At 68.4% G+C, this 26,127-nt stretch carries 24 protein-coding genes, 1 pseudogene and 1 riboswitch; of the genes and pseudogenes, 11 read left to right on the top strand and 14 right to left on the bottom strand.

Features of this window, described 5'->3' with window-relative positions; translation table 11 throughout:
- Positions 1-27: 27 nt before the first annotated feature.
- The 9 genes from J2X09_RS07040 to J2X09_RS07000 form a co-directional block, all read right to left on the bottom strand.
- Positions 28-1,284 (bottom strand): amidohydrolase family protein, encoded by a 1,257-nt coding sequence (locus J2X09_RS07040; RefSeq protein WP_204732448.1) that lies wholly within the window; start codon positions 1,282-1,284, stop codon positions 28-30.
- Positions 1,285-1,300: 16 nt separating this feature from the next.
- Positions 1,301-1,915 carry a LysE family translocator gene (locus J2X09_RS07035; protein WP_310307850.1) on the bottom strand — a complete coding sequence of 205 codons (615 nt, stop codon included), beginning with the start codon at positions 1,913-1,915 and terminating at the stop codon, positions 1,301-1,303.
- A 178-nt stretch (positions 1,916-2,093) separates the two neighbouring features.
- A complete protein-coding gene (locus tag J2X09_RS07030; RefSeq protein ID WP_204732450.1) occupies positions 2,094-3,017 on the bottom strand; it encodes an ABC transporter permease in 924 nt (307 codons plus the stop codon).
- Between the two features lie 8 nt (positions 3,018-3,025).
- Complete coding sequence (locus tag J2X09_RS07025; protein WP_204732451.1) at positions 3,026-4,087, bottom strand: ABC transporter permease; 1,062 nt, start codon at positions 4,085-4,087, stop codon at positions 3,026-3,028.
- Entirely contained in the window at positions 4,077-5,609 is a 1,533-nt protein-coding gene (locus tag J2X09_RS07020; RefSeq protein ID WP_204732452.1) for an ABC transporter ATP-binding protein, read from the bottom strand. The genes J2X09_RS07025 and J2X09_RS07020 overlap by 11 nt, the downstream gene beginning before the upstream one ends.
- Before the next feature lie 161 nt (positions 5,610-5,770).
- Positions 5,771-6,769 carry a BMP family protein gene (locus J2X09_RS07015; RefSeq protein WP_204732453.1) on the bottom strand — a complete coding sequence of 333 codons (999 nt, stop codon included), beginning with the start codon at positions 6,767-6,769 and terminating at the stop codon, positions 5,771-5,773.
- Positions 6,770-6,831: 62 nt separating this feature from the next.
- Positions 6,832-7,470 carry a uracil phosphoribosyltransferase gene (upp, locus tag J2X09_RS07010; protein ID WP_204732454.1) on the bottom strand — a complete coding sequence of 213 codons (639 nt, stop codon included), beginning with the start codon at positions 7,468-7,470 and terminating at the stop codon, positions 6,832-6,834.
- A 49-nt stretch (positions 7,471-7,519) separates the two neighbouring features.
- Positions 7,520-8,761 (bottom strand): URC4/urg3 family protein, encoded by a 1,242-nt coding sequence (locus tag J2X09_RS07005; protein WP_204732455.1) that lies wholly within the window; start codon positions 8,759-8,761, stop codon positions 7,520-7,522.
- Complete coding sequence (locus J2X09_RS07000) at positions 8,758-10,071, bottom strand: GTP cyclohydrolase II (RefSeq protein ID WP_204732456.1); 1,314 nt, start codon at positions 10,069-10,071, stop codon at positions 8,758-8,760. Before J2X09_RS07000 ends, J2X09_RS07005 begins: the two co-directional genes overlap by 4 nt.
- A 158-nt stretch (positions 10,072-10,229) precedes the next feature.
- A riboswitch (TPP riboswitch) is annotated at positions 10,230-10,338 on the top strand.
- Positions 10,339-10,432: 94 nt separating this feature from the next.
- Between J2X09_RS07000 and thiC the strand changes: the two genes are divergently transcribed.
- The 3 genes and pseudogenes from thiC to J2X09_RS06985 all read left to right on the top strand — a co-directional run bounded on the left by thiC (position 10,433) and on the right by J2X09_RS06985 (position 12,809).
- Positions 10,433-12,304, top strand: coding sequence for a phosphomethylpyrimidine synthase ThiC (gene thiC, locus J2X09_RS06995; protein WP_204732457.1), 1,872 nt, complete (start codon positions 10,433-10,435; stop codon positions 12,302-12,304).
- A gap of 37 nt (positions 12,305-12,341) precedes the next feature.
- Positions 12,342-12,566, top strand: a pseudogene (locus J2X09_RS06990) (DUF1653 domain-containing protein); the annotation flags it as partial.
- Positions 12,552-12,809 (top strand): oxidoreductase-like domain-containing protein, encoded by a 258-nt coding sequence (locus J2X09_RS06985; RefSeq protein WP_374726489.1) that lies wholly within the window; start codon positions 12,552-12,554, stop codon positions 12,807-12,809. The pseudogene J2X09_RS06990 and the gene J2X09_RS06985, both read left to right, overlap by 15 nt.
- Positions 12,810-12,812: 3 nt before the next feature.
- Here the strand turns inward: J2X09_RS06985 and J2X09_RS06980 are convergent, their stop codons facing one another.
- Entirely contained in the window at positions 12,813-14,162 is a 1,350-nt protein-coding gene (locus J2X09_RS06980; protein WP_204732458.1) for a dicarboxylate/amino acid:cation symporter, read from the bottom strand.
- Positions 14,163-14,339: 177 nt separating this feature from the next.
- Positions 14,340-15,389, bottom strand: a complete 1,050-nt coding sequence (locus J2X09_RS06975) for a DctP family TRAP transporter solute-binding subunit (RefSeq protein ID WP_204732459.1) — start codon at positions 15,387-15,389, stop codon at positions 14,340-14,342.
- Positions 15,390-15,415: 26 nt separating this feature from the next.
- Here J2X09_RS06975 and J2X09_RS06970 point away from each other — a divergent pair, with 26 nt between their 5' ends.
- Together J2X09_RS06970 and J2X09_RS27160 are read left to right on the top strand one after the other, a co-directional pair.
- Positions 15,416-17,395, top strand: a complete 1,980-nt coding sequence (locus J2X09_RS06970) for a two-component system sensor histidine kinase NtrB (protein WP_204732460.1) — start codon at positions 15,416-15,418, stop codon at positions 17,393-17,395.
- On the top strand, positions 17,395-18,024 hold the full coding sequence (locus tag J2X09_RS27160) for a response regulator transcription factor (protein ID WP_204732461.1): 630 nt from the start codon (positions 17,395-17,397) through the stop codon (positions 18,022-18,024). Before J2X09_RS06970 ends, J2X09_RS27160 begins: the two co-directional genes overlap by 1 nt.
- A 7-nt stretch (positions 18,025-18,031) precedes the next feature.
- On the opposite strand, the gene J2X09_RS06960 is transcribed toward J2X09_RS27160, so the two are convergent.
- Complete coding sequence (locus J2X09_RS06960) at positions 18,032-19,126, bottom strand: PA0069 family radical SAM protein (protein WP_204732462.1); 1,095 nt, start codon at positions 19,124-19,126, stop codon at positions 18,032-18,034.
- A 104-nt stretch (positions 19,127-19,230) separates the two neighbouring features.
- Here J2X09_RS06960 and J2X09_RS06955 point away from each other — a divergent pair, with 104 nt between their 5' ends.
- The 3 genes from J2X09_RS06955 to J2X09_RS06945 are packed head-to-tail and all read left to right on the top strand — an operon-like array spanning position 19,231 to position 21,426.
- A complete protein-coding gene (locus J2X09_RS06955) occupies positions 19,231-20,202 on the top strand; it encodes an ABC transporter ATP-binding protein (RefSeq protein WP_204732463.1) in 972 nt (323 codons plus the stop codon).
- Between the two features lie 2 nt (positions 20,203-20,204).
- Complete coding sequence (locus J2X09_RS06950; RefSeq protein ID WP_204732539.1) at positions 20,205-20,966, top strand: ABC transporter permease; 762 nt, start codon at positions 20,205-20,207, stop codon at positions 20,964-20,966.
- Positions 20,967-20,988: 22 nt separating this feature from the next.
- Entirely contained in the window at positions 20,989-21,426 is a 438-nt protein-coding gene (locus J2X09_RS06945; RefSeq protein WP_204732464.1) for a VOC family protein, read from the top strand.
- A 6-nt stretch (positions 21,427-21,432) separates the two neighbouring features.
- Here the strand turns inward: J2X09_RS06945 and J2X09_RS06940 are convergent, their stop codons facing one another.
- A complete protein-coding gene (locus tag J2X09_RS06940) occupies positions 21,433-22,326 on the bottom strand; it encodes a LysR family transcriptional regulator (RefSeq protein ID WP_204732465.1) in 894 nt (297 codons plus the stop codon).
- Between the two features lie 65 nt (positions 22,327-22,391).
- Between J2X09_RS06940 and J2X09_RS06935 the strand changes: the two genes are divergently transcribed.
- Genes J2X09_RS06935 through J2X09_RS06925 form a run of 3 tightly spaced genes read left to right on the top strand, consistent with a single transcriptional unit; the run spans position 22,392 to position 25,137 of the window.
- The gene (locus J2X09_RS06935; protein WP_204732466.1) at positions 22,392-23,756 is read left to right on the top strand and encodes an acyclic terpene utilization AtuA family protein; all 1,365 of its coding nucleotides are present in this window, start codon (positions 22,392-22,394) and stop codon (positions 23,754-23,756) included.
- A complete protein-coding gene (locus J2X09_RS06930; protein WP_204732467.1) occupies positions 23,753-24,121 on the top strand; it encodes an AtuA-related protein in 369 nt (122 codons plus the stop codon). Before J2X09_RS06935 ends, J2X09_RS06930 begins: the two co-directional genes overlap by 4 nt.
- A gap of 38 nt (positions 24,122-24,159) precedes the next feature.
- Positions 24,160-25,137 carry a Bug family tripartite tricarboxylate transporter substrate binding protein gene (locus tag J2X09_RS06925; protein WP_204732468.1) on the top strand — a complete coding sequence of 326 codons (978 nt, stop codon included), beginning with the start codon at positions 24,160-24,162 and terminating at the stop codon, positions 25,135-25,137.
- Between the two features lies 1 nt (position 25,138).
- On the opposite strand, the gene J2X09_RS06920 is transcribed toward J2X09_RS06925, so the two are convergent.
- Positions 25,139-26,029 carry a LysR substrate-binding domain-containing protein gene (locus J2X09_RS06920; protein ID WP_204732469.1) on the bottom strand — a complete coding sequence of 297 codons (891 nt, stop codon included), beginning with the start codon at positions 26,027-26,029 and terminating at the stop codon, positions 25,139-25,141.
- Positions 26,030-26,127 lie beyond the last annotated feature (98 nt).

Here is a 26,127-nt window from a genome sequence, read left to right as displayed (position 1 = left end):
GCCCGGCGCGGCCGGTCTGACGGCCGCTCAGCCGGTGGTGCGGCCTGGCAATGAAAGGTGCGCCCGTGCGGGCGCGGTTTCCGACAGCAGCCGCCCCCGGCGCCACACCTTGAGCCGCGTGGCGCGCAGGCGGATGGCTTCGATCGGGTCGCGTGCCTGCAGCAGCACGAAGCTCGCATGGCACCCGGGTGCAATGCCGTAGCCTTCGAGGTTCATCACCTTCGCGGCGTTGGAGGTCACCGCCTCGAAGCAGGCGCGCATGCCCTGCTGGCTGGTCATCTGCGCCACGTGCAATCCCATGTGGGCCACCTCGAGCATGTCGCCACTGCCCAGCGAATACCACGGGTCCATGACGCAGTCGTGGCCGAAGGCGACCGTCACGCCCGCGGCCATCAGTTCGGGCACGCGCGTCATGCCGCGCCGCCTGGGGTAGCTGTCGTGCCGGCCCTGCAGCGTGATGTTGATGAGCGGGTTGGCCACCGCGCTCACGCCCGCTTCGGCGATCAGCGGAATGAGCTTGCTCACGTAGTAGTTGTCCATGCTGTGCATGGAGGTGAGGTGCGAGCCGTTTACGCGGCCATGCAGGCCGAGGCGCTGGCTCTCGAAGGCCAGGGTCTCGATGTGGCGCGAGAGCGGGTCGTCGCTTTCGTCGCAGTGCATGTCCACCGGCAGGCCACGCCCGGCGGCGAGCTCGCACAGCAGCTTCACACTGGCCGCGCCATCGGCCATGGTGCGTTCGAAATGCGGAATACCACCCACCACGTCCACGCCCAGGTCCAGCGCGCGCTTGAGGTTGTCGAGCCCGCCCGGGCTGCGCAGCACGCCATCCTGCGGAAAGGCCACGAGCTGCACGTCGAGGTACGGCGCCATGCGCCTTTTGGCTTCGAGCATGGCGCGCACCGGCAGCAGACTCGGGTCGCTTGTGTCCACATGGCTGCGGATCGACAGCAGCCCCTTGGCCACGGCCCAGTCGCCATACGCGAGCGCGCGCTCGACCAGGGCTTCCTCGGTCAGCAGCGGCTTGAGCTCGCCCCACAGCGCGATGCCTTCCAGCAGGGTGCCGCTCTGGTTCACGCGCGGCAGCCCGTAGCTGAGCGTGGCATCCATGTGGAAGTGCGGGTCGCAGAACGGCGGCGAGAGCAGCTGGCCGGCCGCATCGACCGTCTCGCGCGCGGGCATTTGCAGGCCAGCGGCCACGTCGACGATGCGGCCGTCCTGAACGGCGACGGACATGTCGGTGCGGCCATCGGGCAGGCTGGCGTGGGTGATGAGCAGATCAAGCATGGTGCGGGGTCTCCGGTCAGACGGCGTGGCGGCGGTAACTGGCGAGCAGCGCGGCGAGCAAGGCCATGCCGATGGCGCAACCCCGGTTGAGCCACCGCAGACCGGCCTGCGACAGCCAGTGCACGGCCTGCTGCCCGGCCACCGCATAGGCCACCATCACCAGCGCGTCGATGGACACGAACAACGCGCCAAGCACCGCGTATTGCGGTGCCACGGGTTGCGACGGGTCGATGAACTGCGGCAGGAAGGCCGCGAAGAAGAGGAGCGTCTTGGGGTTGGAGAGGGCGACGCCCAGGCTGCGCAGGAAGGCCGCACGCCCCGCCGTCTGCCGCCCGGGCAGATCGGTGAGCGCGGCCTGCACGTCCATGGGCGGGCTGCGCCACAACTGCACCGCGAGCCAGAACAGGTACAACACCCCCACAGCACGCACGACTTCGAACAGCCAGCTGGACGCCGCCAGCAGCGACCCCAGCCCCACCGCCACCACCGCGATCAGCACGCTGCTGCCCAGGTTGGCTCCCGCCATGCCCCATGCGGCGCGCCGCATGCCGCCTGACATGCCGTTGGACAGGGCCAGCAACATGGTCGGGCCGGGAATCGCCGCCAGCGCCAGCGAAGCGGCAGCGAACATCAAAAGGGTCTGTGCAGTCGGCATATCAATCCATCACGCGCCACAAAGAATGAGGCCGCACCCGCCAGTGGCATCAAGGGTCCGGCTCCGCCGGCCCGAGATGCCGTCCCCCCTCCCAGCGCCGAAGGCGCGCCAGAGAGGGGGGAAGCCGCGCAGCGGCGCAGGGAGGTGTTCCGCATCAACGCTCGCCTTTCCGGTAGGGCTTCATCAGTGCCTGAGGATACGCCGCGCGGCGCGCCACCAGCACCAGCGCCAGGATGGACAGCGCGTACGGCAGCATCAGGTAGACCTGGTACGGCACCGCGCTGTCGCCGGACTGCTGCAGGCGCAGCTGCAGCGCGTCGAAGAACGCGAACAGCAACGCACCGGCCAGCGCCTTGCCCGGCCGCCACGACGCGAACACCACCAGCGCGACGCAAATCCATCCCCGGCCGTTGACCATGCTGAAGAAGAAGGCGTTGAACGCGGAGAGCGTGAGGAAGGCGCCTGCCACGCCCATCAGCGCCGAGCCCAGCACGATGGCGCTGGTGCGCGTGGCCGCCACCGACAGGCCCTGCCCTTCGGCAGCCTGCGGGTTCTCGCCCACCATGCGCACCGCCAGGCCCGCGGGCGTGCGGTAGAGCGCCCAGGCCGACAGCGGCACCAGCAGCAGCGCGAGCAGCGTCAGCGGAGTCTGCTGTTCCAGGATGGGAATGCCGAGCCAGTCCATGGGCGCGAACGGCGTGATCGTGGGCGGTGTGCTCACCTTGGGAAAACTCACGCGGTAGGCGAAGTAGCTCAGCGCCGTCGCGAGCAAGGTGATGCCCAGCCCGGCCACGTGCTGCGACAGCGCCAGCCCCACGGTGAGCACCGCGTGCAGCAGGCCGAAGACCGCACCGGTGAGCGCCGCCACCGCCACTCCCGCCCACAGTGGCAGCCCGAGGTAGACCGCCAGCCAGCCGCTCAGCGCCCCGGCCACCATGATCCCTTCGATGCCCAGGTTGAGCACACCCGCCCGCTCGCACCACAGCACGCCGAGCGTGCCCAGGATGAGCGGCGTGGCGATGCGCAGCACCGCGACCCAGAACGCGGGGTTGGAGAGGATGTCGATCCATTCACCCATGGCGCCACTCACTTCCAGCGAAACCGGTACTGGGCCATCCAGGTGGCCGCCAGCACCGAGAGCAGAGAAACGGCCACGATCACATCGGCCAGGTAGGTGGGCACGCCGATGGCGCGGCTCATGCTGTCGGCGCCGACCAGCACCCCCGCGATGAACACCGCCGCCGCCAGCACGCCCAGCGGGTGCAGTCCCGCCAGCATCGCGATGACGATGCCGCTGTAGCCGTAGCCCGGCGACATGTCCAGCGTCACGTAGCTGGCGCGCCCCGCCACCTCGATGGCGCCGGCCAGGCCCGCGAGCGCCCCGGAGAGCAACGCCACCAGCACCATCGTCCGCGTCACCGGCACGCCGGCGAAGGCCGCCGCGCGGGCGTTGGCGCCCACGGCACGGATGTCAAAGCCGAGCACGGTGTACTTCAGCAGCACCCACAGCATCACAGCCAGCGAGATGGCCCACAGCAGGCCAGTGTGCAGGCGCGTCTGCTCGACGAGCCGGCCGAGTTCGAGTTCCGGCAGCAGGGCCACGCTCTGCGGCCAGCCCAGTGCCGTGGGGTCTTTCATGGGGCCGTCAAGCAACGCGGAGACCATCAGCAGTGCGATGAAGTTCAGCAACAGCGTGGTCACCACCTCGTCCACGCCCAGGCGCAGCTTCATGAGCGCCGGCCCGAGCAGCACGAGCGCCCCGGCCAGCGCGGCGGCCAGCATCATGAGCGGGAACAGCAGCCACACCGGCCACTCCAGCCCGGTGCCACCGTGCAGTCCCCCCACCGCCACCGCCGCCAGCGCGCCCGCGTACAACTGGCCTTCGGCACCGATGTTGAACAGGCGCGCCTTGAACGCCACGGTGGCGGCCAGGCCGGTGAGCATCAGCGGCACGGCGCGGGTGAGGGTCTCGCTCCAGGCGAAGAGCGAACCGAAAGCGCCCTGCAGCAGCAGGCCGAAGGTCTGACCCACCGGCGCACCAGCCCACAGCACCAGCAGACTGCTCACCAGCAGCGTGAACGCGATGGCGATGACCGAGGCACCGGCCACGGCCGGCGCCGAATTCTGCGTGCGCCGCTCAACCCGCATGGTCCACCCCCGCCATGGCCAGGCCAATGCGCTCGCGCGTCCAGTCGCCTGCGGGCAAGGCCTCCGTCAAGTGGCCCTGGTGCATCACGGCGATGCGGTCACCCAGGGCCATCACCTCATCGAGGTCGTCGGAGATCACCAGCACGGCCGCACCGGCGTCGCGCGCCTCGATCAGCTGGCGGTGCACGTAAGCGACCGCCCCGATGTCCAGGCCCCACGTGGGTTGGTGCGCCACGATGAGCGCGGGACGTGCCGCCTCACCCTCCGGCGCCAGCAATGCACGGCCCAGGATGAGTTTCTGCATGTTCCCACCCGAGAGCGCCCGCGCGGCCGTGGCCGGCCCGCCACCGCGCACGTCGAAGGCCTCGATCACGCGCTGCGCGTGCCGCCGTGCGGCGCGCAGCCGCACCCAGGGACCGCGAGAGAACGCCCGACTGCGCAGGCGTTCGGACACGGCGTTCTCCCACACCGGCAGGTCGCCCACCACGCCCACCGCATGACGGTCTTCGGGTATGCGGGCCACACCCTGCGACACCAGCCAGGCCGGTGAGGCGCGCAAGGGCTGGCCTTCGTACAGCACCTCGCCCGCACTGGCGCGGCGCGTGCCACACAGCAGCTCGGCCAGCGCCACCTGCCCATTGCCCGACACACCCGCGACCGCAACGATCTCGCCCGAGCGCAGCCCCAGCGACACGCCATCGAGCCGGTCGCGCACACCCGCCGGCGTGCTCACGTCGCGCAGGGTGCAGACCTCGCGGCCCACCGCGCTGGCCGGCCGCCGCACCGCCGCGTCCACCGCATGGCCCACCATCCACTGCGCCAACTGGGCCTGCGTGGTGCCCGCCACCGGCGCCTCGGCCACCAGCTTGCCCTGGCGCAGCACGGCCACGCGGTGCGACACGCGCAGCACCTCGGCCAGCTTGTGGCTGATGAAGATGATGGACAGGCCCTGCGCCACCATCTGCGACAGCGTGTCGAACAGCGCTTCGCTCTCCTGCGGCGTGAGCACGGCGGTGGGCTCGTCCAGGATGAGGATGCGCGCGCCCCGGTACAGCGCCTTCAGGATTTCCACGCGCTGGCGCTCGCCCACCGAGAGGCTGCCCACCAGCGCATCGGTGCGCACCGCCAGGCCGAACCGTTCCGCCACCGCCAGCAGGCGTGCCCGCGCCTGCGCCTTGCGCGACGCAAGCCGCCACAGCGGTTCGGTGCCCATCAGCACGTTGTCGAGCACCGAAAGGTTGTCGGCCAGTGTGAAGTGCTGGTGCACCATGCCGATGCCCGCCGCCAGCGCCGCTCGCGGATGGCCCGGCGGCAGCGGCTGGCCAAAGACCTCGATGGCACCCTCGTCGGCCACGTAGTGCCCGAACAGGATGGACACCAGCGTGGACTTGCCAGCGCCGTTTTCACCGAGCAGCGCGAGCACCTCGCCCTCATCAAGCGAAAGCGAGATCGCATCGTTCGCCACCAGCGGACCAAACCGCTTGGTGATCCCCGAAAGACGAAGAACGGTTGTTTGCGTCATAGGCACGTCAGCTTTTCATCGCACCGAAACGGGAGAGACAACGCCGACAAGAGGCATCAAGGGTCCGGCTCCGCCGGCCCGAGATGCCGTCCCCCCTCGAAGCGCCGAAGGCGCGCCACAGAGGGGGGAAGCCGCGCAGCGGCGCAGGGGGGCGCCCCGAATCACTTCGAGGATTTGGGCTGGGTGTCGTCGACCTTGACCGTGTACTTGCCGGCCAGGATGGCGGCTTCCTTGGCCTTGACCTTGGCCATGAGGTCTGCCGGCACCTTCTTCTCGAACGTGCCCAGGGGCGAGAGTTCGGAGCCCTTGTGTTTCATCATCGAATACGGACCGTAGTCCTCGGCGGTGAACTTGCCGTCCTTCACGAGCTTGACGGCCCGGTCGATGGACGGGTACATGCGCCACAGGGCCGAGGCAATCACCGTGTCGGGGTAGTCGGGCTGCGTGTTGGCCACGTTGCCGATGGCCAGCACCTTGCGCTCCCTGGCGGCGTCCGACACACCGAAGCGCTCGGCGTACATGATGTCCGCGCCCTTGTCGATCATGGCGAAGGCCGCTTCCTTCGCCTTGGGCGGGTCGAACCAGCTGTTGATGAAGGTGACCGTGAACTCGGCCTTGGGGTTGGTTTCCTTGGCACCCGCCATGAAGGCGTGCATCAGGCGGTTGACTTCGGGAATCGGAAAGCCACCGACCATGCCAATCTTGTTGGTCTTGGTCATGCCACCGGCGATCATGCCCGTGAGGTAGGCCGGCTCCTGGATGTAGTTGTCGAAGACGCTGAAATTCGGCGCCACGGGTTTGCCGGAACTGCCCATCAGGAAGGAGACCTTGGGAAAGTCCTTGGCCACCTTGCGCAGCGCGGCCTCGACGCCGAAAGCCTCGCCCACGATGAGCTGGTTGCCGGCGGCGATGTATTCCCGTACCACGCGCTCGTAGTCCGCGTTGGACACGTTCTCGGTGGCCTTGTATTCGATCTCGCCGCGCGACTCGGACGCCTTGAGCGCTTCATGGATGCGGCCGGCCCACTGCTGCTCGAAGGGCACGGTATAGACCGCAGCGACTTTCAGTCTGGCCTGCGCCAGGGCAAGACCGGGAGAAGACAACGCGAGCGCGGCGGCCAGCGCCAGCAAGGGACGGCGACGGAGCGAGAGGGTCGACATGGCAGGACTCCTGTGAGGATCAAGGGGGCGGAGGGGAAGGGGAAACGGAAGGGCAACCGACTTCACTGCGTGCCGAAGATGCGGTCGCCCGCATCGCCGAGCCCGGGCAGGATGTAGCCGTGGCTGTTGAGTTCGCGGTCGATGGCCGCGGTGTAGATGGGCACATCGGGGTGCGCGGTGTGCAGCGCAGCGATGCCTTCGGGGCAGGTGAGCAGGCAGACGAACTTGATCGACTTGGGCCGGCACTCCTTCAACCGGTCCACGGCTGCGATGGCCGAGTTGCCGGTGGCCAGCATCGGGTCGACCACGATCACGTCGCGCTCGTGCATCTCCTTGGGCATCTTGAAGTAGTACTCGACCGCCGTCAGCGTCTTCGGATCGCGGTACAGGCCGATGTGACCCACGCGCGCGCCAGGCACCACGCTGAGCATCCCGTCCAGGATGCCGTTGCCCGCGCGCAGGATGGACACGAACACCAGCTTCTTGCCGTCGATGACCTTGCAGGTGGTGATCTCCAGCGGCGTCTCGACCTCGATGTCCTGCATCGGCATGTCGCGCGTGACCTCGTAGGTCATGAGCATGGCCATTTCGTTGAGCAGGCGGCGGAAGCTGTTGGTGCTGGCGTCCTTGCGGCGCATGAGCGACAGCTTGTGTTGCACCAGTGGGTGGTCGATGAGATGAACGTTGTTGTGGTCGCTCATGGTTCGTGCCTTGGTCGGGTTGCCGGGAGAAAAATGTCAAGGAAGGGGGTCAGAACACCGTGCCATCGCTGGCGATGTTCAGCGGGGGCGCGCCACCGCGCAGGCGCTGCGCCAGCAGACGGCCCGCGGCCCAGGTGCCGCCTTCGAGCACGCAGGCCAGCGGCATCTGCCCCGCCGACACGCCCAGTTCGCCGCGCACCAGCGGCGCGATCTCGTCGAGCAGGGCCACGGTGAGCGCGCGCCATTCGACGATGAAGACATCGCCCGCCGACCAGGTGCGCGTGGCGTGGTCCGGCGGCAGCGGGCGCAACACGCCTGCGTCGATCAGCAGACCGCCGTTGCGGTATTCGGGCAGACCGGTGAGCGCGTCGATGCCATGCAGCTTCATGCCGGCCCACTCGAAGGGTTCCAGCAGCGAATAGGTGAGCCATTGAGACAGCTTGTGGAACGGCATCCAGCCGCGCGTGAGGCCGTCGCCGGGCACGTCCGGGTGCTGCCAGCAATCGCCGAGCGACACACCGTCAATGGCGTTCTGCGCGGGCCAGATGTCCGACAGCGTGGCCAGCAGCAGGCCCAGCAGATCGTGCACCTCCAGGCTCATCGGGTTCGCTGCGCGCATCGCGTCGAACACCCCCCCGGGCCTGCCAGGCGTGCCATAGACCTCGGGTTGCCGCGCCAGCACCTGGCCCAGGCGGCGCAGCAGGCCGGCGCGGCCCTCGAGCCCCACCAGCGGATTGCCTTCACCGACCTGGAATGCGTCGCCCAGCCGGTCGGTGCGCAGCGCCGCCAGGCCGGCGGCGTCAACGCGCAGGGGATGCGCGGGATCGCTGGAGAACAGACCCGACACGAAGGCGTGAAAGCTCGCCACGCCCAACCCCTCGGAACGGGAGAAAGTCTGCGCGCTGGACGCCTCCTTGTAGCGCCAGTCGGCACCGGCGCCAGCGTCGAGCAGCACGCTCACCAGCGCCAGGTCGATCTGCGCGCGGGCGCGGGTGGCGGCATCCACCGGGCCCAGCAAGGCATCGAGCTGCGCGGCGCGGTCGACCTGCCCGGCCTCGAAGTGGCGCCAGCGGCTGTGGTACGGCATGCGAAGCTCGGGAAAGCGCGCGCGCGAGAGCTCGGCCACGGTGCGCGCGGCGTGCACCAGTGCGGCGTCGTTCACCGCGAAGTTCACCGATTCGCCCGCACGCGCGCGCGCCAGCAGGTGCTGCGCGCGGGTGCGGATGGTGGCCGTGCTGCGCAGCGCCAGCGCGGCCCCGGCGGGGGTGGAGGTGTCCGGCGCGCGGCTCATTCGTTCAACGCCCGGCCTTTGGCCAGCTTGAGCTCCTCGGCATCGGGCACCGCGCCGGGGGTGAAATAGCCGGCGGCCATCTTGGCGTCCATCTCGACGCGCGCGTCGGCCGGAATGAGTTCGTCGGGGATGTTCACACGCACACCCACCTCGATGCCGGCACCGGTGATGGCGTCGTACTTCATGTTGCTCATGGAGACGAGGCGGTGGATCTTCGTGATGCCCAGCCAGTGCAGCACGTCGGGCATCAGTTCCTGGAAGCGCATGTCCTGCACGCCGGCAACGCACTCGGTGCGCGCGAAGTACTGGTCGGCCGTGTCGCCGCCCACCTGGCGCTTGCGCGCGTTGTAGACGAGGAACTTGGTCACCTCGCCCAACGCGCGGCCCTCCTTGCGCGAGTAGGCCACCAGGCCCACGCCACCGCGCTGCGCGCCCTGGATGCACTCTTCGATCGCGTGCGTGAGGTAGGGCCGGCAGGTGCAGATGTCGGAGCCGAACACGTCGGAGCCGTTGCACTCGTCATGCACGCGCGCCGTCAGTTCCACATCGGGGTTGGCCAGGTCGCGCGGGTTGCCGAAGATGTAGAGCGTCTGGCCGCCGATGGGGGGCAGGAAGACCTCCAGGTCGGAGCGCGTCACCAGCTCGGGGTACATGCCCCCGGTTTCCTCGAACAGCACGCGGCGCAGGGCGGCTTCGGTGCAGCCGAAGCGCCTGGCCACGCCGGGCAGGTACCACACAGGCTCGACCGCCACCTTGGTGACCACGGCCGCACCGCCGCTGGTGAGGAACCTGCCGTCGGGCTTGAGCCGGCCTTTCTGCAGCGCCTCGATCACCTCGGGCAGGATCACGTGCGCCTTGGTCACGGCGATGGTCGGACGGATGTCGTAACCGGCGGCCAGTTCGTTCGAATACACGTCGGCGATCACCGCTCCCCAGGGGTCGAGGCTGACGATCTTGGCCGGATCGGCCCACTGCGGGTAGGGGCCGATGATGTCGGTGGGCGCGGTGTTGGTGAGGTCGGCGCGGTGTTCGCGTTTCAGCGCACCCGCCGCCACGGCCAGCGCGCGGTACACGCTGTAGCTGCCGCTGTGGGTGCCGATCACGTTGCGGTTGCCGATGTTGAGCGTGGTGCCTACCACCGGCCCCCGCTCGCGCGCGGTCGCCGCGCCCCACTGGATGGGCAGCCCGCCAAAACCACCGGAATGCGAGGTCAGCCGGATGTGGCGCGGCTGCGGCGAGTTGGGTGAAGCCGGCACGGCGGCGGTGATCGTGGCGGAGCCGGCGGCGTTGGACGGAGCGTCTTCGGACATGGTGGGTTCCTCGAAATGCGCCAGAGGGGTGGTCCTGACGCACATCAAACGCCTGAGCAAGTTGGATGCCAAGTCGGGAATATGCGCATGGACGGCAGGCCGCTTCAGGTGATCGGAGCGGCATTCGCACACAAACGGCGCAAGGGCCGTTACACTGCGCGACTGCTCCGGGGTGCACGTATGGCGTGCTGAGATGGCGGACCTGACCGCCGGAACCGCGAACTTGATCTGGTTAGTACCAGCGTAAGAAGAGCTGCAGTGCCTGTGCCGGCCGGCGTGCACCCCCTTGGTGGGTGGGTGCATGCGTCCCGCATCGGTGCGATGCGGAGCAATCCATCCTCAACCCCAGGAGATTGCTCTCATGAACGCACCCGACCCCCACACCCCGCTCGCTCATGCACTGCTCGCGCAGAGCCGCGAGCCCTTTCCCGCCTCCCGCAAGGTCCACGCCACCGGCATGCAGCCCGGCGTGAGCGTGCCCATGCGCGAGATCGCGCTCACCAACGGCGAACGCGTGACCGTCTACGACACCTCGGGCCCCTACTCGGACCCCACGGCGGCGATCGACGTCACGCGCGGCCTGCCCGATGTGCGTGGCCCCTGGATCGCCGCGCGCGGCGACACCGAGACCTACACCGGCCGCACCCGCCAGGCACTGGACGACGGGGTGAAGCACGAGGCGCGCGATGCCACGCGCATCGAGGCCCTGCGCGCCTCCGCCGCCGGCCTGCAGCGCACGCCCCGCCGCGCGCGCAGCGGCTCGAACGTGACGCAGATGCACTACGCGCGGCGCGGCATCGTCACCCCCGAGATGGAGTATGTGGCCGTGCGCGAGAACGGAAAACGCGAATGGATGGCCGAATACCTGGCCGATGCGGGGCGCGAGGCGCGCCTGCGCGGCAACCCCATGGGCGCGCGCATCCCCGAGACCATCACGCCGGCGTTCGTGCGCGACGAGGTCGCGCGCGGCCGCGCCATCATCCCGGCCAACATCAACCACCCCGAGGTGGAGCCGATGGCGATCGGCCGCAACTTCCTCGTCAAGGTCAACGCCAACATCGGCAACTCGGCGGTCACCTCCAGCATCGAGGAGGAGGTGGACAAGCTGGTGTGGGCCATCCGCTGGGGTGCGGACAACGTGATGGACCTGTCCACCGGCCACAACATCCATACCACGCGCGACTGGATCGTGCGCAACTCGCCGGTTCCCATTGGCACGGTGCCGATCTACCAGGCACTGGAAAAAGTGGGCGGCGTGGCCGAAGACCTCACCTGGGCCATCTTCCGCGACACGCTCATCGAGCAGGCCGAACAGGGGGTGGACTACTTCACCATCCACGCCGGCCTGCGCCTGCCTTTCGTGCACCTCACGGCAAACCGCCGCACTGGCATCGTCTCGCGCGGGGGTTCGATCATGGCGAAGTGGTGCATCTCGCACCACCAGGAAAGCTTTCTCTACACGCACTTCGAGGAGATCTGCGAGATCATGAAAGCCTACGACGTGAGCTTCTCCCTCGGCGACGGTCTGCGCCCCGGCAGCGCGGCGGACGCCAACGACGAGGCCCAGTTCGCCGAGTTGAAGACGCTGGGTGAACTCACGCAGATCGCGTGGAAGCACGACGTGCAGACCATGATCGAAGGCCCCGGCCACGTGCCCATGCACCTCATCCAGGCCAACATGGACGAGCAGCTCAAGCACTGCCACGAGGCGCCCTTCTACACCCTCGGCCCGCTCACCATCGACATCGCGCCGGGCTACGACCACATCGCCTCGGCCATCGGCGCAGCCATGATCGGCTGGATGGGCACGGCCATGCTGTGCTACGTGACGCCCAAGGAACACCTGGGCCTGCCCGACCGCGACGACGTGAAACAGGGCCTCATCGCCTACAAGATCGCCGCGCATGCGGCCGACATCGCCAAGGGTCACCCCGGCGCCCGCGCGCGCGATGACGCCATGAGCAAGGCGCGCTTCGAATTCCGCTGGCACGACCAGTTCAACCTCGGCCTGGACCCGGACACCGCGCGCGATTTCCACGACGAGACGCTGCCCAAGGACAGCAGCAAGGAAGCGCACTTCTGCTCCATGTGCGGGCCGAAGTTCTGTTCGATGAAGATCACGCAGGACGTGCGGGACTTTGCCGAGCGCGGCATGGCCGACAAATCGGCCGAATTCAAGGCGGCAGGCGGCGAGTTCTACGTGCCGGTGGACGCGCTTTCCAGGAAGGGCTGAAGCCGCACGGCGGGTGGGCGACAATCTCCCGCCCACCATGACCACCGACACCGACCTGCCTCCGCTGAATCCCGTGCCCCCCGGGCTGTACCGCCACTACAAGGGCGGCTGGTACGAGGTGCTGGACACCGTGCGCTGCAGCGAGACGCTGCAGGGCATGGCGCTGTACCGCGCGCTCTACGGAGGCTGGGGCCAGTGGGTGCGCCCGGCGGGGATGTTCGTCGAGGTGGGTGAATTCGAGGGGCGTGTGCAACCGCGCTTCGTCCTGCACGACCCCGCCTCGGTACCGCTGGCCGACCTGCCCACGGCACAGGCCCTCGTGGCCCACCTGCAGGGCCTGGCGCAGCGCCGCGGCGTCGATCTCGACACCGCGTTGCGCCGCCCACCGCCAGAACCCGACACCTGTTGCGGCCGGGGCTGCAACGGCTGCGTGTGGGAGGGCTACTACACCGCCCTCGCCTTCTGGCGCGAAGACGCGCTGGCGCTGCTCTCGCGCAGCGCCTGACGATCAGCTGGCCTTGCCTTCGGGCAACGCCATGCGGGCCTGCTGCAGATCCAGGATCGCCTCGGGCTCCTGGGACTCCTGGACGGTGGGGTTGTCCAGACCCTGCTTGAGGCGCTGCATGTCGAGGTCACCGGTCCACTTGGCCACCACCAGCGTGGCCACGCCGTTGCCGATCAGGTTGGTCAGCGCGCGCGCTTCCGACATGAAGCGGTCGATGCCCAGGATGAGCGCCAGGCCTGCCACGGGCACATGGCCCACAGCCGACAGCGTGGCGGCCAGCACGATGAAGCCCGAACCGGTGATGCCGGCAGCGCCCTTGGACGTGAGCAGCAGCACCAGCAGCAGCGTGATCTGGTGCGTGATGTCCAGCGGCGTGTCGGTGGCCTGCGCGATGAACACGGCGGCCATGGTCAGGTAGATGGACGTGCCATCCAGGTTGAAGGAGTAGCCGGTGGGAATCACCAGGCCCACGACCGATTTGCGCGCGCCCAGGTTCTCCAGCTTCTCCATCATGCGCGGCAGGACCGATTCGCTCGACGATGTGCCCAGCACGATCAGCAGCTCTTCCTTGATGTAGCGGATGAACTTGAGCACGCTGAAGCCGTGCAGCCGCGCGATGGTGCCCAGCACCACGACGATGAACAGCACGCAGGTCAGGTAGAACGTGCCCATCAGCTTGCCCAGCGAGAACAGCGAGTCGACGCCGTACTTGCCGATGGTGAACGACATGGCACCAAACGCACCGATGGGCGCGACTTTCATGATGAAGCCCACGATGTCGAACAGCACGTGGGACGACTTTTCGATGAAGTCGAACACCAGCGTGCCACGGCCGCCGAACTTGTGCAGCGCGAAGCCGAACAGCACCGAGAACAGCAGCACCTGCAGGATGTCGCCTTTGGCAAAGGCATCCACCACGGACGTGGGGATCACGTTGAGCAGGAAGTCCACCGTGCCCTGCATCTTGCCCGGCTCGGTGTAGGTGGCGATGGCCTTGGTGTCGAGCGACGCGGGATCCACGTGCATGCCGACGCCCGGCTTGAAGACGTTGACGATCACCAGACCGATGATCAGCGCGAGCGTGGAGACCACCTCGAAGTAGAACAGCGCCAGACCACCGGTCTTGCCGACCTTCTTCATGTCTTCCATGCCGGCGATGCCCACCACCACGGTGCAGAAGATGATCGGGGCGATGATCATCTTGATGAGCTTGATGAAGCCGTCGCCCAGCGGTTTCATCTTGGCCCCGAGCTCGGGGTAGAAGTGGCCCAGCAGCACGCCGATCACCACGGCGAACAGGACCTGGACATACAGGGACTTGTAAAGCGGCTTGCGCTGTGTCGGTGCGGACATGGTGTTGTCTCCTGGGCCTGGCCGGCCTCATTCGTTGGGGAAAGGCCACCCACCGATGGAGGCAGAGGGGCCACGCGTCCCTCGTCGGGACAGGCGGCACGATACGCAGCCGGTCGGGCCGCGCCAACTGTGGCGTTCAACAGTCGTACTTTTACGTATGTCGCGCAGGCGTCAGGCTCAGCCGGCGGCCAGCGCGCGGTGCACCGCGTCGACCAGGCCCGCCCCGAGCCGCTGGCGCAGGCCCGCGTGCACCGGCTGAGCGGCCTGGCGCAGCGCAGCCCGCTCGGCGTCCGACAGGTCGTGCACCTGCACTCCCGGGGTCTGGCGCAGCTGATGCAGCGCCTGCCGATCGAGTTCCGCCGACAGCCGGTTGCCGTGTGCCAGCGCCTCGGCCAGCGCGGTGGTCAGCACAGCCCGGTCGGCGCGCGGCACGCTGTTCCAGAAACGGGGGTTGGCCACCACCGCGTAACCCAGGTAGCCGTGCCGGGTGAGGCTCACGTGGGGTTGCCAGGTCGCCAGCCCCTGTGTCAAGAAATTCGACAGCGGGTTTTCGGTGCCGTCCACGAGGCCACTGGAAAGTGCGCGCTGCGTCTCGGCGAAAGGCAACACGATGGGTTGGGCGCCCCAGGCCCGCATCTGTGCCTCCAGCACGCCGGGCGCCTGCACGCGCATGCGCAGCCCCTCCAAGTCGGAGGGCTGACGCAGCGGCCGGTGCGCGCTCATCTGCTTGAAACCGTTGTCCAGGTAGCCCAGCCCCAGCATCTGCTGGCGACCCAGGCGTTGCAGCAGTTCGCGCCCCACCGCGCCCTGCGTCACGCGCCGCACCTGGGCCAGGTCGGCGAACAGGTACGGCAGATCGAACACCTCGAACTCGGGCACGCCGGCCATGCCGAATTTGGAAAGCGAGGGTGCCAGCATCTCGACCGCGCCCAGGCGCAGCGCCTCCATCTCGTCGTCGTCGCCCCAGAGCGAGGAGTCCGGGTACACCGACACGCGGATGCGGCCGCTGGCGCGTTCGTGCACCAGCGCCTGGAAATGCTGTGCCATCTGACCCTTGGGCGTGTCCGGGGCGACCACGTGCGAGAGGCGCAACAGCACCGGTGCCGGGTGGGACAGCACGCCGGGGGCCACCAGCGTGGCCGCCGCCGCCAGCCCGGCACCCAGGCAGACGCGGCGCGACGGCCGTGCTGGCGCAGCGGGAAAAAGGGTGGAGCGGTCGGGCGGCATGCTCGCTATGCTAGGTCCTGTTCGCCATGCCACCACCCATTCCCACGCCCGATGTCGACACGCTCGACCTGGACACGCGCCAGGCGTCGACCCTCACGCGCCGCGCGCTCACCTGGCTGGTGGCGCTGCTGCTGCTGGTGGTCACGTCGGCGGTGCTGATGGTGGTGGTGCTGCGCGGCGAGGAGGCACAGGAGGCCGACCGCCGACGCACCGCCGACGCGCAGTGGCTGGACCAGAGCTTGCGCTTTCATCTGCGGCGCCTGGAAACCGATCTGGGCGCACTGGCGCAGCAGGCCCAGACCGGGCCACCCGCGCCGCGTCCCGCCCTGGGCGGTCCGTGGTGGCAACAGGACGGGCAGATCGCGTTCCACGGCTGGGTGCCGGCGGGCGCCACGCTGCCGGCCGACACTGTGGCGCGCGGGCAGGCCCCGGCGCTGCAGACCATGCTCGACACCACGCGCAGCCTGCAGCGGGCGGCCTACGCCGGCCCGCTGCCGTCCCTCTCAGAGGCGCACGCGCCGTGGCTCTGGCTCGCAGTGCCGCACTTCGAACAAGGCCGGTTCGTGGGCGACTACGTGGCCGCCGTGCCGCTGGACCGGCTGCTGGCCGACGCCCTTCCCGGGTGGTTCCTGCAAGACCATCGCGTGGCACTCGCCACCGACCATGCGCCCATGCGGCCGCTGGACGAAAACACCTTCATGGCGCCGATCAACCTGCCCGGTGCACAACTGCAACTCGAAGTCCAGCTGCTGGGCAACCAGGCCTTGCTGGCGCCGCGGGCGTTCTTTGCAGTGGCCATGGTCTGCCTGGCCGGCATGCTGCTGGCGCTGGTGCGCCTCTGGCGCGACACCGCCCGCCGCCAGCGCACCGAGGCCCGCCTGCAGACGCAGCTGGCGCTGCGCAGCGCCATGGAGCGTTCCGTGCCACTGGGCCTGTGCGCGTGGGACCGCGACGGCCACCTGCTCCACGTCAACCAGGCCTTCGGCCGGCTGGTGGGGTGGTCGCCTTCCGAACTGCTGCGTCTGGCCGCCACGCCCGGCCAGCCGTTGCCGTACTGGCCCGCCGAACAGGGTGACGAGTTCGAGCAATTGCGCCAGGGCGCCAGCGACCCCGACAGGCAACAGGCGGGGCGCGTCCTGCAACTGCGGCACCGCGACGGCCAGCCGATCGAGGTGCTGGCCCACAGCGCACCGCTGGTGCTGGCGCATGGCGAAGTCGCGGGCTGGATCGGATCGATGCTGGACATCACCGAGCGCCAGCGCGTCGAACGGCTGGCAGCCCGTCAACAGGCGCAGCTCGAAGCCTCGGGCAGGCTGGTGGCGGTGGGCGAGGTGGCCTCGACGCTGGCACACGAACTCAACCAGCCGCTGGGCGCGCTCAGCAGCTTCGCCACCGGCCTGCTCAACCGCGTGCGCGAGCAGCGCATCGGGTTCGACGACATCGTGCCCGTGCTCGAGCGCATCGAAGGGCTGGCCGAAAAGACCGGCCGCGTGATCCAGCGCGTCAACGCCTTCGCGCGACGCCAGGAGATGACGCGCCAGCCTCTCGCGCTGACGCCTTTCGTGGCCCGGGTCGCGGCAGGCACCGACCTGCCCGATGGGGTGCGCCTCGCCGTGGATCTGCCGCCCGGCGATGGCCCCGTGGTTCCCGCAGACGCGATGCTGCTCGAGCACGCGCTGCGCAACCTGATCGTCAACGCGGGGCAATGGGCGCCATTGCACACGCCCGCAACCACGCCTGACGAACCTCGTGTGCGGGTCGAACTGGTGCGGTCTGCGGACGCGTCGGCCGCCGGCATCCGCGTGTCCGACAGCGGGCCCGGTGTGCCGCCGGAACAGGTCGCCACGGTGTTCGACGCCTTCAGCAGCCACCGGCCCGGCGGCATGGGCATGGGGCTGGCCATCTGCCGCTCCATCGTGGAGGCGCACCATGGCCGCATCGAGATCGCCCGAAGCCCCGATCTCCTCGGCGCACAATTCACGCTGTGGCTGCCCCTGAACCCCTGATGAACCCGCCCGTGCATGTGATCGATGACGACGCGGATTTCCGCGAAGGCATCGTGTGGCTGCTGGAATCGCGTGGCCTGCCCACGCACGCCTGGACGTCGGGCGAGGCTTTCCTGAAAGCGCTGCGCGAGGGCGCGCCGCGCGCCGGCGACTGCTGCGTCGTGCTGCTGGACATCCGCATGGAGCCGCTGTCGGGCCTGGCCACCTTCGAGCAGCTCAAGGCCATGGCCTGGCCCTGGCCGGTGCTCTTTCTCACCGGGCATGGCGACGTGAGCATGGCGGTGGCGGCGGTGAAGAACGGCGCCTGGGACTTTCTGGAAAAGCCGTTCCAGAACAACCTGCTGGTCGACAAGGTCGAGGCCGCACGCGCCGCCGCCATCGAGCAGCTGCAGCACGACCAGGAAAGGCTGCACCTGGGCCAGGCCCTGGCCTCGCTGAGCAGCCGCGAACGCGAGGTGCTGCGCGAGGTGCTCAAGGGCCACTACAACAAGAACATCGCCGACCACCTCGGCATCGCGCAGCGCACGGTGGAGTTCCACCGCGCCAACATTTTCGACAAGCTGCAGGTGCAGTCCACCGTGGAACTGGCGCACCGCCTCGGCCGGCTCGGCCTGGACGTCGAAGGCTGATGCCCGCTCAGAACAGTTCCTGCTGTGCGCGCAGCGCCTGCGGCTTGAACTTCGACGTGTCGAGCGGCTCGCGCTCGGTGTTGAAACCCAGCCGCGCGCAGGCCTTGTCGAAGCGCTGGCGGATCAGGTCGGCCCAGATGCCGCTGCCCCGCATGCGCTGCGCGAAGTCCGCGTCGTAGTCCTTGCCACCGCGCATCTCCTGCACCCGGGCCATCACGCGCGCAGCGCGGTCCGGGTAATGGAGATCCAGCCACTGGCGAAACATCGGGCTCAGCTCCCAAGGCAGGCGCAGCACGGTGTAGAAAGCCCGGCGCGCGCCGGCGTCCCACGCGGCCTCCAGCACCTGCTCCATGTCGTCGGTGATGAAGGGGATCTGCGGTGCCACGCTCACGCCCACGGGAATCCCCGCCTCGGCCAGCGTGCGAAGGGTGCGCAGCCGGCGGTGTGGTGCCGCCGCGCGGGGCTCCAGTGCGCGGGCCAGCCTGCCGTCGAGTGAGGTGATGGTGACGTAGACCGCCGCCAGACCCTGGGCCGCCATGGGCGCGAGGATGTCGATGTCGCGCTCCACGCCGCTTCCCTTGGTGACGATGGCCAGCGGGTGCCGCGCCTCGGCCAGCACCTCCAGCGCAGCGCGGGTCAGGCGCAGTTCGCGTTCGATGGGTTGGTAGGCGTCCGTCACCGTGCCGATGGCCAGCAGGCCGGGCACATGGCGTGGGCTGGCGAGCTCGCGCCGCAACACGGCAGCGAGGTTGCGTTTGGCGATGAGCTTGGTCTCGAAGTCCAGCCCCGGCGAGAGGTTGAGGTAGCTGTGCGTGGGTCGGGCATAGCAGTACACGCAGCCGTGTTCGCAACCCCGGTACGGGTTCAGGCCGAGCATGAAGCCGACGTCCGGCGATTCGTTCTTCGTGATGGCGCTGCGGCAGTCCTCCCAGGTGACCTCGGTGGCGGGGGGCGGTGCGTCATCGCGCGCCTGAGCCGCTTCGTCGAGCGCACTCCAGCCATCGTCGAAGGCCTCGCGCGCATCGCGCATGTAGCGGTGCGCCTGCTGGTGGCTGATGCCCCGGCCCTTGATGGCCTGAATGGGAATGTGGACGTTCGGCATGGTCAAGTCCTGAGTCAGGCAGTTTTTCCCACAATGCGATGGTTTGAACAGATCAACCACTGTACACAAAAACAGTGCTAGAGTGGCACGATTCAGGAGGCTTCATGTCCCTTTCTTCTCCGGCGGCCCCTGCCGCCGACCCCATCGTGTCCGTTCGCGGCGTGAGCAAGACGTACGCGGGCGGATTCCAGTCGCTCAAGCGCGTCGACCTCGACATCCGGCGCGGCGAAATCTTCGCCCTGCTCGGGCCCAATGGCGCGGGCAAGACCACGCTCATCAGCATCATCTGCGGCATCGCCAATGCCAGCGAAGGCACCGTGCTGGCCGACGGGCACGACACCGTGCGCGACTACCGCAAGGCGCGCGAAGTCATCGGTCTGGTGCCACAGGAACTGCACACCGACGCCTTCGAATCCGTCTGGGCCACGGTGAGCTTCAGCCGCGGCCTGTTCGGCAAATCCCCCGATCCCGCCCACGTCGAGAAGGTGCTGCGCGACCTCTCGCTCTGGGACAAGAAGGACAACAAGATCCTCACCCTCTCCGGCGGCATGAAGCGGCGCGTGCTGATCGCCAAGGCGCTGTCGCACGACCCCAAGATCCTCTTCCTCGACGAGCCCAGTGCGGGCGTGGACGTGGAGCTGCGCCACGACATGTGGCGCATGGTGCGCGAACTGCGCGACCGGGGCACCACCATCATCCTCACCACGCACTACATCGAGGAAGCCGAAGACATGGCCGACCGCATCGGCGTGATCAACCGGGGCGAGCTGATCGTGGTGGAGGACAAGGACGTGCTCATGCGCAAGCTGGGCAAGAAGCAGCTCACGCTCACGCTGCAGCACCCGCTGGAGAGCGTGCCCCAGGCGCTGTCACGCTGGCCGCTCGAACTCTCTGGCGCGGGCCACACGCTCACCTACACATTCGACACCCAGACGGAAGAGACCGGCATCGCTGAACTGCTCCGCACCCTGCACGCCCAGGGTATCGATTTCAAGGACCTCCAGTCCAGCGAGAGCTCGCTCGAAGACATCTTCGTGAGCCTGGTCCACAACAAGAAACAGGAAGCGCGCGCATGAGCCTGAACATCCATGGCATCAAGGCCATCTACCGGTTCGAGATGGCGCGCACCTTCCGCACCATCACGCAGAGCATCCTTGCACCGGTGCTCACCACCTCGCTGTATTTCATCGTGTTCGGCACGGCCATCGGCTCGCGCATGGGCAGCATCGATGGCGTCACCTACGGCGCCTTCATCATCCCCGGCCTGGTGATGCTGTCGCTGCTGAGCGAAAGCATTTCCAACGCCTCGTTCGGCATCTACATGCCGAAGTGGTCCGGCACCATCTACGAGCTGCTGTCCGCACCGGTCTCGTGGATCGAGGTGCTGCTGGGCTATGTGGGCGCGGCCGCCACCAAGTCCGTGCTGCTCGGGGTGCTCATCCTGCTCACCGCGCGCGTGTTCGTTCCGTACCACATCGCCCACCCGGTGTGGATGATCGGCTTCCTGCTGCTCACCGCCATCACCTTCAGCCTGTTCGGTTTCATCATCGGCCTGTGGGCGGACAACTTCCAGAAGCTGCAGGTGATCCCGCTGCTGGTCGTCACGCCACTCACCTTCCTGGGCGGTGCGTTCTACTCCATCACCATGCTGCCACCGGTGTGGCAGACGGTGTCGCTGTTCAACCCGGTGGTCTACCTCATCAGCGGTTTCCGCTGGGCGTTCTATGGATCAGCGGATGTGCACATCGCTGTGAGCACCGGCATGACGCTGGTCTTCATGTCGCTGTGCCTGGGCTTCATCTGGTGGGTGTTCCGCACCGGCTACAAGCTGCGGCGATGAACCGGAAAGCCAGGGCTTGCCCATGAAGGCACACATCACCGTCGTGACCCTCGGGGTGGACGACCTCGAACGATCGGTGGCCTTCTACCGCGACGGGATGGGCCTGCCCACCAAGGGCATCATCGGAACGGAGTTCGAGAACGGTGCGGTGGCCGTCTTCAGCCTGCAGGGCGGGTTGAGACTTGCTCTGTGGCCGCGCCACAGCCTTGCGGTCGACACCGGCCTGCCGCTGCTGTCCCCAAAGCCCCAGGCCTCGAGCGCGCTGGAGTTGTCGCTGGGCCACAACGTGGATTCGCGCGAGGAGGTGGACGCTGTCCTGCAGCAGGCCGCAGACGCCGGCGCGCGCATCGTCAAACCCGCACAGGACACCTTCTATGGCGGCTACGCCGGCTACCTGCAGGACCCGGACGGGCACCTGTGGGAGATCGTCTTCAATCCGGGGCTGGCGGAACTCGGCTGAGTACCGTCACACCGGCCTGTGCTTCATCAACAGGGCATGCAGCCCCTGTGCCGCCGACGACAGGGCGCGGTCCGAGCGGCGGACCAGGAACACCTGCCGCCGGAGCCCCGCCGACTGGATGCGTCGCGCGGCCAGTCCTTCCTGCTCGAAATGGAACAGCGTGAGCGACGGCACGATCGTGATGCCCAGACCGGCTTTCACCATGCGGGCCACGGTGCTGAGCTGCTCCAGTTCCATCACCGTGCGCATGCGGTGCGGGTAGATCGCGGCTTCCACGTACTGGCGCACGCTGCTGGAGCGGGCAAGCTGGACGATGGGAAAGGCATGGAGCTCGCTCAGGCGCACCGCGCCGGCCCGCTGCGCCAGCGCATGGTCTTCGGGGAACACCACGTGGAAGTCGTCCGAGCAGAAGCGCTCGGTGCGCAGCTCGGGTGCATCGGTGCGGGATGAAGCCAGTGCGAAATCCGCCCGGCCGGACCGCACACGCTCAAGGCACTCGTCCGACAGCACGTCGGCCACATCGAGTTCGATGCCGGGGTGGGCCTGGTGGAATCGAGCGAGCAACGGCGGCAGCCACCCTGCCGCCAGCGAGGGCAGGATGGCGATGGCGACCCGGCCACGGCGCCGTGCCACATGGTCGCGCACGCCCTCGATCGCGGCGTCCGCGTCCTTGAGCAGGCGCAGCGCGGCTTCCAGAAAGGCTTCGCCCTCGGCCGTCAAGGACACATGGCGTGTGCTGCGTTCGAACAGGCGGCCACCCACGTTGGCCTCGAGGGCCTGAATGAGCGCCGAGAACGCGGGCTGCGACAGGTGACATAGCGAAGCCGCGCGCGTGAAGTTGCGCTGCTCGGCCAGCGCGACGAAAGCGCGCAGTTCGCGGGTGGACAGATTGATCTGCATTCCAGATCAATATATCTGCAATTTGAGTTTCACAGAATGACTGTGGCGCGCCTACAGTGCGCGGCATGAAGGAGACATCGAAGATTCACGTGGGTTCTGCCGCGGGCTTTTCCGGCGACCGCACGGACGCGGCCGGACCGGTGGTCGACGCCCTGATCCGCCTGGGCGGCCCGGCATGCCTGATCTTCGAGACGCTGGCCGAACGCACCCTGGCGCTCGCCCAGCTGGCGCTGCTGCAGGACCCGGACGGTGGCTACGAGCCCCTGCTCGACGAGATGGTGCGCCCGGTGCTCGCGCGTTGCCTGGCGCACCGCATTCCCATCGTGAGCAATTTTGGCGCGGCCAACCCGCTCGGCGCGGGCCGGCGCATCCAGGCCCTGGCGCGTTCGCTCGGCCTGCGCGAACCGCGCGTGGCAGTGGTGCATGGCGACGACGTCAAACACCATGTCGCAGGGAGCCTTCTCTCGCACGATCTGTCGGCATCGCTCGCGGGACGCGCGGCCATCAGTGCCAATGCCTACATCGGTGCGCTGCCGATCGCCGAGGCCTTGCGCGCGGGGGCCGACGTGGTGGTGACCGGCCGCGTGGCCGACCCTTCGCTGGTGCTTGGTCCCGCGCTCGCCCACCACGGCTGGACCATGGACGACTGGGACCGCATCGCGGGCGCCACCATGGCCGGCCACCTGCTGGAGTGCGGCGCGCAGGTCACTGGCGGCTACTACGCCGATCCCGGCCTGAAGGATGTGCCGGATCTCGCGCATGTGGGGTACCCCATCGCGGCCATCGAGGCCGACGGCAGTTGCACGATCTTCAAGCCCGACGGCACGGGTGGCGTGGTGAACGAGCACACCGTGAAGGAACAGCTGCTGTACGAGGTGCACGACCCGAGCGCCTACCTCACACCCGACGTGGTGGCCGACATCACGGCTGCGCGGGTCGAGCAGGTGGGCCCGGACCGCGTGCGCCTGAGCGGTGTGCGCGGGCATGGGCGCCCCGACACGCTGAAAGTGAATGTGTGCTTCGAGAGCGGCTGGCTGGCAGAAGGCGAGATTTCCTACGCCGGTGCGCGCGCCGGGCAGCGTGCGCGCCTCGCGGCCGACGTGCTCGAGAGGCGTCTGGACGGCCAGGGCCCGATGCGCATCGACCTCATCGGCGTGACCAGCGTGCTGGCCGATGACGCGGGCCATTGGTTGCAACACATCGATGCGAGTGCCGCAACCGACGTGCGGCTGCGCGTGGCGATGCGCCACACCGACAAGGCCACGGCCCAGCGCCTCACACGCGAAGTGACAGCGCTCTACACCTGTGGTCCGGCCGGTGGTGGGGGCGTGCGCACCGCCTTGCGCCCCACCCTGGGCACGGTCTCATGCCCGATCGACCGCGCACGGGTGCCCACGGGGTACCACATGCTGGAGGGGTCGGGCGCATGAACACCCCCACCCCACTCACGGTGCCGCTGTGGCGCGCCGCGCATGGCCGCACCGGCGACAAGGGCAACCGCTCCAACATCAGCGTGATCGCGTGGCACGAAGCGCTGTACCCGCTGATCGAGGCGCAGATCACGGCAGAACGGGTGGCCGCCCATTTCCGCCACCGCCAGCCGAGCCAGGTGGTGCGGCATCTGCTGCCCAACCTGCACGCCATCAATTTCGTGCTGGACGACGTGCTCGATGGCGGCGTGAACGATGCCCTGAACCTGGACAGCCACGGCAAGGCGCTGTCCTTCCACCTGCTGGCCCTCGAACTCGAGGTACCGACGGACCTGCTTACCCACCTGCAAGGCCCCCCCGGCTGATGCGCTCACTTTCCCATCCACCCAGGAGACAGACCGACATGAACAACAGCCTCTTCAACCGCCGCCGTGCCGTGCTCGCCCTCGCCGGTGCGCTCGCCGTGCCCACCGCCATGGCCCAGGCCTCGCTCACGGCCAGGCCGATCACCTTCGTCGTGCCCTTCGCCGCTGGCAGCGCCACCGACATCCTGGCACGCGCGCTGGGGCAGTCGGTCAGCGAGCAGACTGGACAACCGGTGGTGGTGGACAACAAGGCCGGTGCCAGCGGGATGATCGCGGCGCAGGCCGTGGCCAGCGCGCCCAAGGACGGGCACACGGTGCTGATCACCACCAACACCACGCACGCGGCCAACCAGCACCTGTACAAGAAACTCTCGTACGACCCGGTGAAGGATTTCGCCGCCATCACCGGCATCGGCAAGGGCGGCCAGATCATGATCGTGCGCGCCGACGCGCCGTACAAGACCGTGGCCGACGTGCTGGCCGCAGCGAAGGCCACGCCAGGCAAGCTCTCTTTCGGCAGCGGCAGTTCGTCCAGCCGCGTCGCGGGCGAGCTGTTCCAGCAACTGGCCAACGTGAACATCCTGCACGTGCCCTACCGCAGCAACCCCATGGGCATCACCGACCTGCTGGGCGGCCAGATCACGATGATGTTCACCGACGCCTCCACCGGCATGCCGCAGATCACCACCGGCAAGGTGCGCGCGCTGGGCGTGACGGCATCGAAGCGCATGGCGGCGCTGCCCGACGTGCCCACCATCGCCGAAGCCGGCGTGAAGGGTTACGACATGGGCTACTGGTTCGCCGCGTACGCGCCGGCCGGAACGCCCGCCCCGGTGGTGGCCCGCCTCAACGAACTGCTGCACAAGGCCATCGAGAGCCAGGGCGTGCGCCAGTTCTTCGCCAACAGTGGGGGCGAGGTGTTCCCCACCTCACCGGCCGACCTCGTCAAGTTCCAGGCCAGCGAAACCGAGCTGTGGGGTCGCGTGATCAAGGCGGCCGGCATCGAGGCGGAGTGATTCAGTTCGGTGCCGAAAGATGCGCCGACAGGAAATCGAGCACCGCCCGCACCGAAGGCAGCAGGCTGCGCCGGTGCGGCACCAGCGCGGTGGTGGTGACGCTGCCGGCCGTCCAGCGCGGCAGCACGCGCACCAACTCGCCGCGCGCCAGGTGATGCCGGCAGATGCTTTGCGGCAGGCAGGTGACGCCGAGCCCGGCACCCGCCGCGTGCAACAGCGCGACCGATTCGTCCGCCACCAGACGGGGTGCCATGGCCACGGATTGGGTCTCACCATCGTCCCGGCGCAATGACCATCCGTTGGCCTCGGGCGAGGTCAGCAAGCCGGGGAGCTTGAGCAGATCGCCCGGCTTGCGCGGCGTGCCCTGCGCTTCCAGCAGGGCGGGCGCAGCCACCAGCCACACCGGCTCCACCATCAGGGTCCGCTGCACCAGGCCCGAATCGGGCAGCGGTGCGAAGTGGCTGCGCACCGCAATGTCGAAGCCTTCCTGCACCAGGTCCACGAAGCGGTCGCTGGCGTGCAGCTGGAGCTGCAGCCGGGGCCACTGGTGCGCCAGCGCCGGCAGGTGCGGCGCCAGCAGGAACTGCACCACCGGCACGGCGGCGGTGATGCGCACCGTGCCACTCGGTTCGGCCAGGCGCTGCTGAACGATGTGTTGCGCGCTTTCCACTTCGATGAGCGCGGCGCGCGCGTGCTGGTAGAAGTCGCGACCGGTCTCGGTGAGGTGGAAGCTGCGGGAATTGCGCTCGATGAGGCGCACGCCCAGGCTGGTTTCCAGCGCGGCAACGCGCTTGCTTAGGGTGGACTTCGGCACCGAGAAGCGCCGCGCGGCGGGTGCGAAGCCCCCGCTTTCCACGGCCTGGGCGAACAGGGTGAGGTCGTTGAGGTTCATGGCGCCATTGTCCACAGATGTGGACTTTGCATCCACTTCCTGCTGTCTAGGCACTCAGCGTCCACGTAGCAAGAATTCACTCCGTCATCAACCACCCA

The sequence above is a fragment of the Hydrogenophaga laconesensis genome (genome assembly GCF_031457235.1).
Lineage (GTDB): Bacteria > Pseudomonadota > Gammaproteobacteria > Burkholderiales > Burkholderiaceae_C > Hydrogenophaga > Hydrogenophaga laconesensis.
This window is presented reverse-complemented; position numbering and strand designations above follow the sequence as displayed.